Below are 12,154 nucleotides of genomic sequence, written 5' to 3'. Positions count from 1 at the left end.
CGTCTGTAAGGGTCGCCTTCCCCGGGCCGTTCGCATGATGGACACCATTTTGAGACGGTTCGACGCCCGGACTTGTCATGATTTACTCGCCCCCCGACCCTCCTGTGGAGGACGCTCCTATCTCATCCTTTGGTTCTGGTGCCGGGCTGGTGTCGGGCTGGTGTCGGCCTTGCGTTCGGCGTGTTCTCCATGACTGACAGAGTGTCAGGTGGTCAGGAGTTGAGGTAGGTCAAGACCGCCAGAACACGCCGGTGATCCCCGTCGCTCGGGGAAAGTCCCAGCTTCAGGAAGATATTGCTGACGTGCTTCTCGACCGCTCCGTCGCTGACCACGAGCTGGCGCGCGACCGCCGAGTTGGTCCGGCCCTCGGCCATTAGTCCTAGGACCTCCCGCTCCCGCGGGGTGAGCCCGGCCAGCACGTCCTGTTTACGGCTGCGTCCGAGCAGCTGCGCGACCACTTCCGGGTCCAGCGCGGTACCCCCCTGGGCCACCCGCACCACCGCGTCCACGAACTCGCGCACCTCGGCGACCCGGTCCTTGAGCAGATAGCCCACACCGCGGGTCGAACCGGCCAGCAGTTCGGTGGCGTAGCGCTCCTCCACGTACTGTGACAGCACCAGTACTCCCAGTCCCGGGTGGTGCTTGCGCAGCTGTACGGCCGCCTTCACGCCCTCGTCGGTGTGTGTCGGGGGCATCCGCACATCGGCGACCACGACGTCCGGCAACTCGTTCTGGGCCGCCAGGTCGGTGATGGTCTTGATCAACGCGTCCCCGTCCCCGACACCGGCCACGACATCGTGCCCACGGTCGGTCAGCAACCGGGTCAGGCCCTCCCTCAGCAGCACTGAATCCTCGGCGATGACCACCCGCACCCTGTCCTCCACGATTCTCGGCCCCCCAGCCCGTCCCCGGCCCATGCCGGCAGCATCCCCGCACGTACGACAGTCCTCAGCATCCCAGCATTCGGACCAGATGGGGGCCATTCGGGAGCCTGGGCGGGGGCAGTGCCCTACCGGGTTCGGGGGCGGAGCCCTGTCTTGAGGGCGCGAGGAACTGCGCGCCCGGCCCCCACCGGCCCGCAGTCGAACAATCCCGGGCGGGCGGGGGTCTCGGGGCGGAGCCCCGCCGGGGTCGTAGGGGCGGAGCCCCTGGGGATGGGGATGGGGATGGGGATGGGGATGGGTAGGGGTAGGGGCGGCGGGGGTGAAAACCATCCCGCCGCGCCCCGCGCACCCCCGCTAACCCCGCCAGGGCAACTCCGCCGTGATCCGCGTGGGCCCACCCACAGGCGAGTCCACCACCAAAACCCCATCCACCGCATCGAGCCGCTCCGCCAGCCCCGCCAACCCGGACCCGCCCGACACATCGGCCCCACCCGCACCGTCATCCGTGACCTGCAGCATCAACCGGTTCTCCACCCGCCACACATCCACCGTCGCCCGCGCCGCCCGCGAGTGCTTGCTGATGTTCTGCAGCAGCTCGGAGACGGTGAAGTAGGCGATCCCCTCGATCGCGGCGGCGGGCCGGGCGGGCAGGTCCACATCCACCTGCACCGGCACCGTGCACCGCGAGGCCACGGAGGACAGCGCGGCATCCAGCCCCCGGTCGGTCAGCACGGCCGGATGAATCCCGCGCGCCAGATCCCGCAGCTCCTGCAACGCCGTCTTCACCTCACCATGCGCCTCGTCCACCATCCGCGCCGCCGCCTGCGGATCCTCGGTGAGCTTCTCCTTCGCCAGCCCCAGATCCATCGCCAACGCGACCAGCCGGGCCTGCGCCCCGTCGTGCAGATCCCGCTCGATGCGCCGCAGGTCCGCCGCCGCCGTGTCGATCACGACCCCCCGGTCCGACTCCAGCTCGACCACCCGGGTCGCCAGCCGGGACGGCCCGAGCAGCCCCAGCACCATCACCCGGTCCACCATGGTCAGCGCCCGTACGATCCACGGCGTGGCCATCGTGATCAGCAGCCCCAGCAGCGCGGTGACCGTGATCTCGAAGGGATTGTCCAGATACACGCTGTGGGTGTCGTCGCCGTAGAGCTGCAGGCCGCCCTGACCGCCGTACACCGGGAAGAGCCAGAACCACAGCGGATACGTCAGCATCGCCCAGCCGTACACCCAGAAGCTCAGCGCCACCACGAACGAGAACACCGCCCACGGAAACTGCACCAGCGCGTAGAGCAGATGCCGCCACGACGAACCGTTCTTGAGGATCGCCCCCATCCAGGCCATCGCGCCCTGCTTCTTGATCCGCACGGGCTCCGGCGCGGCCACCTCGATCCCGAGCAGTCGGCGCGCCCGTGTCCGCTCCAGCGCACCGAGTCCGCGGCAGCCCGCCAGACCCGCGGCGAGCACGGGGATCCCCAGGAAGGTGATCAGCAGTCCCGCGCCGAGCGAGAACATCGTGACGGCGAACGTGAACATGAAGACGCCGAGCGGCAGGCTCAGCATCACATAGCCGAACTCACGCCGGCTGCGGGCCTCGATCGGCGCCCGCAGCGGTGCCGGGAGACGGTGCCGCCGCTCCTCGGCGCCCACCGCGTGGAATCCGGGCCCGCTGTGCTGCCCGTACCCCTGTCCGTATTCCGTGGCCATCGGCGTCGTCCGTTCTACTCGTCCTACTCGTCGGCTCGTACCCCCAACCCTGCTGTCCCCGGCTCTTCCCGACCATGGAGCGGGTCGGAGTCTTGGAACGGGGGTTTTCCCTACCCCGCAAGCCCAGGAGCCGCCGACAACCACACACGGACCTCAGCGGACACGCCCCCTACGCGCTCCCTACGCGCCCTATGCCCCTACGGCGCGGACCGCGCCCGGCGCGCAAGCCCGGCAAGCCGCGCAACCGCATACGTCATGCATGCCGCGCATACTGAACCGGATACCGCACGCCGCGTCCGCACGCCGTATCCGCCGCCCCGTCCGTATGCGCCGTCCGTATGCGCCGTCCGTATGCCCTGCCCGTATGCCCCATCCGTACGTGTCACGCGGGCCGAGCCGAAGGTCACCCGGTCGATCCGTCCTGCCGGTCCCGCCACGGCAGCTCCGCCGTGATGGTGGTCGGCCCACCGGGCGGCGAGTCGATGACGAACAGCCCGTCCACCGCGCCGAGCCGGTCCGCGAGCCCCGCCATCCCCGTACCGCCGTCGAGGCCGGCCCCGCCCCGCCCGTCGTCCCTGACCTGTATGAGCAGCCGCTGGTCGGTGCGCCACACGTCGACGGACGCGGACCTCGCTCCGCTGTGCTTGCTGACGTTCTGCAGCAGCTCGGAGACGGTGAAGTACGCGATGCCCTCGATGGCCGCGGCCGGTCTCGACTCCAGGTCGGCCGTCACCTTCACCGGCACGGTGCAGCGCGAGGCGACGGACGACAGCGCCGCGTCCAGTCCCCGGTCGGTCAGCACCGCCGGGTGGATCCCGCGGGCCAGGTCGCGCAGCTCCTGCAGGGCCAGCTTCACCTCGCCGTGCGCCTCGTCGACCATGGCCGCGACGGTTTCGTCGGCCTGGCCCTCCAGCAGCTTCTCCTTCGCCAGGCCGAGCCCCATCGCGAGGTTGACCAGCCGGGCCTGCGCCCCGTCGTGCAGATCCCGCTCGATGCGCCGCAGGTCCGCCGCGGCCGTGTCGACCACGACCCCCCGGTCCGACTCCAGCTCGGCGATACGCCGCTCCAGTTCGTCCGAGGGCGACAGCAGCCCGCGCACCATGGCCCGGTCCACGTTCGTCAGCGCCCGCGCGAGGAACGGCAGCACCGGCCACAGTATGAACAGCGACATCAGCGTGACCGTGAAGGTGACGATGCCCCACGGCAGCCGGATGAAGTCGTACAGCACCGTCCGCCAGCCCACCGGGTCCTTCAGGCTCGACCACAGCCACGCGAAGAAGCCGGTCCGGCGCACCGGCAGCGGGCTCGGCTCGTCGATCCGCACGCCGAGCAGCTTGCGCGCCCGCGCGCGCTCCATCCTGCCCAGCTGCCGCGCGCCCAGCAGCCCGCCCGCGAGCAACGGCAGCCCGATCACCGTCACCGCGAGCCCCGCGCCCGTGAACATCAGCGTCACGACGTAGGTGAAGCCGAAGATCGAGACCGGCAGATTGGCGAGGAGGTGTGCGATCTCCTGCCACGTCCGACGGTCCAGGGCGAGACGCGCGCGAGGCAACGGATCGTTGTCGGCCGACCCGGCCGACCCGGCCGACCCGGTCGCCGTGGCCAAGTCGTCCACCATGGCCAGGTCGTCCACCGTGGTCACCTCGTCGATCGTCGCCAACTGGCCCGTTCTGGCTGGTGCGGCTGGTGCGGCTGATGTGGCGGACATGTCTGCCATGGCGGCTGACGCGGCCGACTCGTCCACCGCGCTCGGCGGGCCGCCAGAGGTAATGCGTTCGGTCATATCCGCTAGCCTGCCCGGCTGCGAGCCGCCGCGCCATGAGGTCGACCGCCGCGATCCACTGGGGAAAACCCCACCTTGTGAGGTGAGAGGGTGAAACCGGGCGCCTCCGAGAGGTCAAATGGAACGTGACCGTGAGGTGTGGACGGGAACACAGGGACGTGCGAGGTGGACGAGTTCATGAACCCAGTGACGTGTGAGGCGGGCGAGTCCATGACGTGTGCCCGATAACCAACGCGTGACGGGCTGCTTACCGTCTCTTTAGCAGGCCCTAGACTCCCGTCCGTACAGATCGTCGAACAGGTCGCACCACAGCGTGCGCAACGGGGCGCACGCTGGGCGCAACGAGGTCAGGAAGTTCAGGGAGCGAGGGGCTGACGTGCCGGAACCGACCGTTGTCACGGCAACCGGGACCGTTGTCGCGGCGGATTACTTCCAGTCCTACTCGGTTGTCGGACTGCTCGCCGTCGTCGGCGTGCTCTTCGTCGCCGTCGCCTTCGGGGCCGGCCGTCTGCTGCGGCCGGTGGTCCCCACCCCCGAGAAACTCCTGACGTACGAGTGCGGCGTCGACCCCGTCGGCGAGGGCTGGGCCCACACCCAGGTCCGCTACTACGTCTACGCCTTCCTCTACGTGATCTTCGCCGTCGACTCGATCTTCCTCTTCCCCTGGGCGACCGTCTTCGCCGCACCCGGCTACGGCGCGGCCACGCTCGTGGAGATGTTCATCTTCCTCGGCTTCCTGGCCGTGGGCCTGCTGTACGCATACAAGAAGGGCGTCCTGGCATGGACGTGACCCCGCCGACCTCCGAGCCGGTACTGCTTCCCGAGCCCGTGCTGCTTCCGGAACCGAAGCGGCTGGGCGCGCTCTCCCGGCTGGCCCCCGAGCCGATGAAGGTGATCCTGAACTGGGGCCGCCGCTACTCGCTCTGGGTCTTCAACTTCGGCCTCGCCTGTTGCGCGATCGAGTTCATCGCCGCGTCGATGGCCCGGCACGACTTCATCCGGCTCGGCGTGATCCCGTTCGCACCGGGCCCGCGCCAGGCCGACCTGATGGTCGTCTCCGGCACGGTCACGGACAAGATGGCCCCGGCCGTCAAACGACTGTACGAGCAGATGCCCGAGCCGAAGTACGTCATCTCCTTCGGTGCGTGCTCGAACTGCGGCGGCCCGTACTGGGACTCGTACTCCGTCACCAAGGGCGTCGACCAGATCATCCCGGTGGACGTGTACGTGCCCGGGTGCCCGCCCCGGCCCGAGGCGCTGCTCCAGGGCATCCTCAAGCTCCAGGAGAAGATCGCCCGGGAGTCGCTGGGCGAGCGCTACGGCTCGTCGCCGCGCCCGTCGAAGGCCGCGCTCCAGAGCGGTCTGGTGCGCCCGCCCGCCGTGGGGGAGGCCCGATGACCGTCGGCTGGCTCCCCGCCCCCGCCGAGGAACTCTTCGGCCCGGAGGCCACGGCCGAGGAGTCGTACGAAGTACTGACGGTCGACGTACCGCCGACTTCCTGGCTCCCCGCCCTGCAGACCGCGCGCGACGCGCTCGGCTGCACCTACTTCGACTGGCTGAGCGCCGTCGACGAACCCGGCACGGGTTTCCGCGTCGCGGCCCACGTGGTCGCCCTGTCTCCCGTACGCCGCCTCCTCGTCCGTACGACCGTCCCGCACTCGGCACCGGTCCTGGCCTCGGCGGTCTCCGTGTACGCCGGCGCGGGCTGGCACGAGCGCGAGACCCACGAGATGTTCGGTGTCGCCTTCGAGGGCCACCCGGGGCTGGACCCCCTGCTGTTGCCCGAGGGCTTCGAAGGCCACCCCCTCCGCAAGGACTTCGTCCTCGCCGCCCGCGTCGCCAAGGCGTGGCCCGGTGCGAAGGAGCCGGGGGAGTCGGAGCACGGCGGACCCAAGCGCCGCCAGATGCTTCCGCCCGGCGTCCCCGACCCCAACGAATGGGGTCCCCTGAAGGGCCAGCTCCCGCCGGCTCCCGCCCGGCCCGCCCGCGGCGCCGCCCGCGCCACCGGCGACCGCCCGGTACGCCGGGCCCGTACGGCGGGTGAGGGCTCGGCAAGCCAGCCGCCGGCCACGGACGCGAGTGCCGCCACGGGCGCGGGCGCCGGGGCGGACACCACCGCGGACACCACCGCGGACACCACCGTGCCGTCGCGCCGCGCACGCAGCGCGAGCCAGGGCTCGGCGAGTCAGCAGCAGACGAGTCCGACCACTGAGCAACCGGCTGCCCCGGCCGGCCCCCGCCGCGCGCGCAGCGCGAGTCAGGGCTCGGCTTCGCAGCGGCCGGAGACAACGGCCCCCACCGAGCCGACGACTCCTTCCACCACGACCACACCGACCACACCGACCTCTCCCGCCACACCGACCTCTCCCTCCGCACCGACCGGGTCCACCGCGCCCCGCAGCGCGGACGCCCCGTGGCACCACGCCCGCCCCGCCTTCGAAGAGCCGAAACCGGCTCCGGCACCAGAGTCGGAATCGAAAACGGAGCCGGAACCGACATCGGGACCGGGACCGGAACCGGCACCGGAGGCGGAAGCGGCCCCGGAGGCACGCCCGGTGCCCGGATCGGAGCCGCGCCCGGTGCCCGGATCGGAGCCGCGCCCGGAAGCGACACCGAAGCCCTCGGCCGAAGCCGCCCCAAGTCCCGACCCCGACGATTCCTCCGGAGGCACGCAGTGAACGACGCTCTCGACGTCGCCCTACGCCTCCTCGTCGTCTTCGTCGTGTTCCTGACGTTCCCCTTGATCGTCGGTCAGACCGAGCACAAGGTGATGGCCCACATGCAGGGCCGCCTCGGCCCGATGTACGCCGGCGGCTTCCACGGCTGGGCCCAGCTCGTCGCGGACGGCGTGAAGTTCGCGCAGAAGGAGGACGTGGTACCGGCCGGAGCGGACCGCCGTATCTTCCAACTCGCCCCCGCCGTCGCCCTCCTCCCGTACCTCCTCGTCCTCCTCGCCATCCCGATCGGCCCCGGCGAGGGCGCCGTCGGCCAGGTCGTCGACGCGGGCATCTTCTTCGTCCTCGCCGTGATGGGGGTGGGCGTCCTCGGCTCACTCATGGCCGGCTGGGCCTCGGCCAACAAGTTCTCCCTCCTCGGCGGCCTGCGCACCGCCGCGCAACTCCTCGCGTACGAACTCCCGATGCTGCTGACCGCCGCCTCCGTCGCGATGGCGGCCGGCACCGTCTCCCTGCCCGGCATCGTCGACGCCTTCGAGTGGTGGTGGCTGCCCTGGCAGATCGTCGGCGCCATCGTCTTCTTCGTGGCAGGCCTCGCCGAACTCCAGCGCCCGCCCTTCGACATGCCCGTCGCCGACTCGGAGATCATCTTCGGCGCGTACACCGAGTACACGGGCCTCCGCTTCGCGCTCTTCCTCCTCGCCGAGTACGCCGGAATCGTCGTCCTGTGCGGCCTGACCACCGTCCTCTTCCTGGGCGGCTGGCACGGACCCTGGGGCGCCGACGGCCTCGGCTGGGTCTGGACCCTCCTGAAGGCGGCCATCCTCGCCTTCATCGTGATCTGGCTGCGCGTCACCTATCCCCGCATGCGCGAGGACCAGCTCCAGAAACTCTCCTGGACCCTCCTCGTCCCCCTCTCCCTCGCCCAGATCGCCCTCACCGGCATCGTCAAGGTGGTGATCTCGTAACCATGGCCCCCATTCCTGGCTCCGGCCTCGCCAAGGGCCTGGCCGTCACCCTCCGCACGATGACGAAGAAGACCGTCACCGCGCAGTACCCGGACGCCCAGCCCGAACTCCCGCCCCGCTCCCGCGGCGTCATCGGCCTGTTCGAGGAGAACTGCACGGTCTGCATGCTGTGCGCCCGCGAGTGCCCGGACTGGTGCATCTACATCGACTCCCACAAGGAGACGGTCCCGCCGGCCGCCCCCGGTGGCCGCGAACGCAGCCGCAACGTCCTCGACCGCTTCGCCATCGACTTCTCCCTGTGCATGTACTGCGGTATCTGCATCGAGGTCTGTCCTTTCGACGCGCTGTTCTGGTCCCCGGAGTTCGAGTACGCGGAGACCGACATCCACGAACTCACCCACGAGCGCGACAAGCTCCGCGAGTGGATGTGGACGGTCCCGGCCCCGCCCGCCCTCGACCCCGGCGCCGAGGAACCGAAGGAACTCGCCGCCGCCCGCAAAACCGCCGACAAACTCGCCGCCGAGTCGGCCGCGTCAGCGGAGCCGCCCAGGAAGGCACCCGAACCGCCCACGAAGCCAGCTGAGCCGGCCACGGGTGCAGCCGGGCCGGTCTCGGAGGCAGCTGAGCCGGCCACGGGTGCAGCCGGGCCGGTCTCGGAGGCAGCCCAGCCGGCCGCGGACACAGCGCAGCCGGCCGCGAAGGCAGCGCAGTCGGCCGCGAAGGCAGCCGAGCAGGCACCGCAGACCGAACCCCCGGCTCCCGCCCCGGCCCCGGCTGCCGCCCCGGTTCCCGAGCAGGTTCCCGAGCAGGCTCCCGAGCAGGTTCCCGACGGGAGCGAGCCCGAACGGGCCGCACCTTCCGAGTCGGCCGCGCCTTCCGAACCGGCCAAGCCTTCCGAGCCCGCCCAGCCTTCCGCGTCCTCCGAGCCTGCCGAGCCCTCCGCGCCCGTCGAACCCGACCAGCCCTCCCAGCCCTCCCAGCCCTCCCAGTCCTCCGCGCCCTCCAAGCCACAGGACGGTGAGTCGTGAGCTTCGCAGCAGCCACGGCCGTCGCGGCGCGGGCCACGACCGCCGCCGAAAGCCACGGCTTCCTCTCCCCGACGGGCGTCGAGATCGCCTTCCTCCTCGTCGGCCTGGTCACCTTCGGCGCCGCGCTCGTCACCGTCACCACCAAGCAGCTGGTGCATGCCGCCCTGTGGCTGGTGGTGACACTCGGCGGCCTGGCCGTCGAGTACCTCCTGCTCACGGCCGAATTCATCGCCTGGGTGCAGGTGCTCATCTATGTCGGTTCCGTCGTCGTCCTCCTCCTGTTCGGTCTGATGCTCACCAAGGCCCCCATCGGCCGCTCCCCGGACGCCGACTCCGGCAACCGCTGGGCCGCGCTCACCGTGGCCGTCGCCGCGGCCGCCGCCCTGGTCTGGGTCGTCGTGGACGCCTTCCGTACAACCTGGGTCGACCTGAACGGCCCCGCCGCCGGCTCCACCGAGGTCACCGGAGCGAGCCTCTTCCAGAGCTGGGTCCTCCCCTTCGAGGCGCTCTCCGTCCTCCTCCTCGCCGCCCTGGTCGGCGCGATCGTCCTCTCCCGCAAGGCGAAGGCGGACGAGACCACGTCCGTGGGCGCGACCACCACCCCGGGCGCCCCAGGCACCCCGGGCACCCAGAGCCGCCGGAGCGAGAAGGAAGGCACCCGCTGATGCACCTCGCCTATCCCGCCGTGCTGGCAGCCCTCCTCTTCTGCACGGGCCTGTACGGAGTCCTCGCGCGCCGCAACGCGATCCTGGTCCTGATGTCCGTCGAGCTGATGCTCAACGCCGTCAACCTCAACCTCGTCGCCTTCGACGTCTGGCTCTCCAGAACCGCCCGTGACACCCTCCACTCCGGCCAGGCACTGACCCTGTTCACCATCGCCATCGCGGCCGCCGAGATCGGCATCGGCCTGGCGATCGTCCTCGCCGTCTACCGGGGCCGCGGCACCTCGGACATCGACAAGCTCCGCGACACCGCCGAGGGTCCCGAAACGGACGGCCCCGACGTCGGCGGTCACCACGGCGACGGCACCGAAGAAGCCCCCGTCCCCGGAGACGAGAAGGCTGAGGCCACCGCGTGACCACGACCACCCTCGCCGTCCTCGTTCCCCTCCTTCCGTTCCTGGGCGCCGCGGCCGGACTCCTCCTCGGCCGCACGGCCCCCGGCTACGTCCGTCCCCTCGCGGTCCTGCCGCCCCTCACCTCACTCGTCCTCGCCGTTCTGGTCGCCGTGCGCCAGGGCGGCGACCAGGCCGTCAACGCGGCCACCGAGCTGACGCCCACCGGCTCGGTCCCGATCGAACTCGCCCTGCACATCGACGGCTTCGCCGCCCTCGTCGCCGTACTCGTCGTCGTCGTCGCCTCCTGTGTGCAGATCTACTCGACGGGCTACCTGCGCGACGACCCGCGCTACCCCTCGTACGCCGCTCTCGTCTCCCTCTTCACCTCCGCGATGCTGCTCGTCGTCTACTCCGGCGACCTGATCATGCTCCTGGTCGGCTGGGAGGTCATGGGCATCTGCTCGTACTTCCTGGTCGGCCACTACTGGGAGACCCCGGAGGCCCGCGCCGCCTCGATCAAGGCCTTCCTGGTCACCAAACTCGGCGACGTCCCCTTCCTCATCGGTCTGTTCGCCCTCGCCACCGACGCCGGGTCCTTCCGCATCACCACGGTCCTCGGCACCGTCGCGAGCGGCGGACTGCACCATCCGACGCTGATCGCCCTGCTGCTCCTCGCCGGAGTGGCGGGCAAGTCGGCGCTGTTCCCGCTGAACACCTGGCTGCCCGACGCGATGGCGGGTCCCACACCCGTCTCCGCGCTGATCCACGCCGCGACGATGGTCGCCGCCGGTATCTACTTCGTCGCCCGGCTCCTCCCCGTCTTCCAGGCCTCCTCGGCCGCCATGGTCGTCCTCGCCGTCATGGCCGCCGTCACCATGGCGGGCTCGGGGCTCGCCGCGCTCGCCCAGGACGACATCAAACGCGTCCTCGCGTACTCCACGATCGGCCAGCTCGGCTACATGGCCGGCGCCCTCGCCGTCGGCGACCGCGGTGCCGCCGTCTTCCACCTCCTCTCGCACGGCGCCTTCAAGGCGCTGCTGTTCCTCGCCGCCGGTGTGATCATCCACGCCTCCGGCACCAACTCGCTGGCCGTCATGTCCCGTATGACAGGCCTGCGTGCCCGCGTCCCCGACGCCTACTGGACGATGACCGTGGCGCTGCTCGCACTCGCCGCGATCCCGCCGTTCAGCGGCTTCTTCTCCAAGGAGGCCGTCCTCGGCGCCGCCGAGCACGTCGCCACCGGCCACACCGAGCACGCCCCCGGCGCCGCGGGCTGGATCGTCCTCGTCGCCGGTCTGGTCACCGCCGTCCTCACCGCCGCGTATGCCACCCGCCTGTGGCTGCTGGCCTTCCACGGCCGGGGCGTCGAAGCCCCCGACCACGGCAAGGAGCCGCGCAGCATGACCGCCGTGCTGTGGGTGCTCGCCGTCCCGTCGCTCGCCTTCGGTCTGGCGTACGGCCCGCTGCCCGACTGGTTCGACGGCCGCGATCTCACGCCGGTCCTCACCACCTCCGTCCTCGGTACCGGGCTCGCCCTGGTCGGCGGACTCGTCACCTACGGCGCCTGGCGGCACACCACCGCACTGGCTCCCCGCGTCCCTCCCCCACTCTCGGCTTCGCTCGAGCGGGGGGACCCCCACGGTGCGGTCGTCGCCCACCCCGACGCCGACGCCGGAACGGTCGAGGCCGAGGCGATCGCCAGTCACGCACCCGCGTTCGGAGACGTGGCCTACGCCCCCGACCCGGCGGACCCGGGCCGGCTGCTGCTCGGTCCGCTGCACCGGCACGCGGCTGTCGGCTTCCACCTCGACGCCGTGTACGACGTGCTGTTCGTCCGCCCGGTCCAGGTCGCAGCCGCCCTCGTCCGATTCCTCGACCGCGAGGTCGTCGACACCTACGTACGTGGTGCGGGCGCCCTACCCCGCCTGCTCGGTGCGGCCGTACGGCGCGCGCAGACCGGCAATGTGCAGACATATGTGAGCGCGCTGCTCGCCGGCACCGTCGTCCTGGTGGTCGCCGCCCTTCTCGTCGCCACGGGAGCGTGAGCAG

General features: G+C 71.0%; 10 protein-coding genes and 1 pseudogene. 8 read left to right on the top strand and 3 right to left on the bottom strand.

All coding sequences use genetic code 11. The features are described from left to right. Positions 1 to 212: 212 nt before the first annotated feature. From RV986_RS21755 to RV986_RS21745, 3 genes are all read right to left on the bottom strand, one after another. Positions 213 to 917, bottom strand: coding sequence for a response regulator (locus RV986_RS21755; RefSeq protein ID WP_475918996.1), 705 nt, complete (start codon positions 915 to 917; stop codon positions 213 to 215). 321 nt (positions 918 to 1,238) lie between these two features. After that, positions 1,239 to 2,594, bottom strand: coding sequence for a sensor histidine kinase (locus RV986_RS21750; RefSeq protein ID WP_475918995.1), 1,356 nt, complete (start codon positions 2,592 to 2,594; stop codon positions 1,239 to 1,241). 403 nt (positions 2,595 to 2,997) lie between these two features. Beyond that, on the bottom strand, positions 2,998 to 4,212 hold the full coding sequence (locus RV986_RS21745) for a sensor histidine kinase (protein WP_475924368.1): 1,215 nt from the start codon (positions 4,210 to 4,212) through the stop codon (positions 2,998 to 3,000). A gap of 541 nt (positions 4,213 to 4,753) precedes the next feature. Between RV986_RS21745 and RV986_RS21740 the strand changes: the two genes are divergently transcribed. The 8 genes and pseudogenes from RV986_RS21740 to RV986_RS21705 all read left to right on the top strand — a co-directional run bounded on the left by RV986_RS21740 (position 4,754) and on the right by RV986_RS21705 (position 12,150). After that, entirely contained in the window at positions 4,754 to 5,167 is a 414-nt protein-coding gene (locus RV986_RS21740; protein ID WP_355884195.1) for an NADH-quinone oxidoreductase subunit A, read from the top strand. Continuing rightward, a complete protein-coding gene (locus RV986_RS21735; RefSeq protein ID WP_475918994.1) occupies positions 5,158 to 5,775 on the top strand; it encodes an NADH-quinone oxidoreductase subunit B in 618 nt (205 codons plus the stop codon). Before RV986_RS21740 ends, RV986_RS21735 begins: the two co-directional genes overlap by 10 nt. Further along, positions 5,772 to 7,055 (top strand): NADH-quinone oxidoreductase subunit C, encoded by a 1,284-nt coding sequence (locus RV986_RS21730; protein ID WP_475918993.1) that lies wholly within the window; start codon positions 5,772 to 5,774, stop codon positions 7,053 to 7,055. Before RV986_RS21735 ends, RV986_RS21730 begins: the two co-directional genes overlap by 4 nt. Beyond that, positions 7,052 to 8,020, top strand: coding sequence for a complex I subunit 1/NuoH family protein (locus RV986_RS21725; RefSeq protein WP_475918992.1), 969 nt, complete (start codon positions 7,052 to 7,054; stop codon positions 8,018 to 8,020). The genes RV986_RS21730 and RV986_RS21725 overlap by 4 nt, the downstream gene beginning before the upstream one ends. 2 nt (positions 8,021 to 8,022) lie before the next feature. Continuing rightward, positions 8,023 to 8,560: pseudogene (locus tag RV986_RS21720) on the top strand (NuoI/complex I 23 kDa subunit family protein); the annotation flags it as partial. A 484-nt stretch (positions 8,561 to 9,044) separates the two neighbouring features. Beyond that, positions 9,045 to 9,713 (top strand): NADH-quinone oxidoreductase subunit J family protein, encoded by a 669-nt coding sequence (locus RV986_RS21715; RefSeq protein ID WP_475918991.1) that lies wholly within the window; start codon positions 9,045 to 9,047, stop codon positions 9,711 to 9,713. Continuing rightward, positions 9,713 to 10,126 (top strand): NADH-quinone oxidoreductase subunit NuoK, encoded by a 414-nt coding sequence (nuoK, locus tag RV986_RS21710; RefSeq protein WP_475918990.1) that lies wholly within the window; start codon positions 9,713 to 9,715, stop codon positions 10,124 to 10,126. The genes RV986_RS21715 and nuoK overlap by 1 nt, the downstream gene beginning before the upstream one ends. Further along, complete coding sequence (locus tag RV986_RS21705) at positions 10,123 to 12,150, top strand: NADH-quinone oxidoreductase subunit 5 family protein (protein WP_475918989.1); 2,028 nt, start codon at positions 10,123 to 10,125, stop codon at positions 12,148 to 12,150. The genes nuoK and RV986_RS21705 overlap by 4 nt, the downstream gene beginning before the upstream one ends. Positions 12,151 to 12,154 lie beyond the last annotated feature (4 nt).

The organism is Streptomyces sp. RLA012 (genome assembly GCF_056270325.1).
Note: the sequence above shows the minus strand (reverse complement) of the source record. Positions and strands in the feature narration are given on the sequence as shown.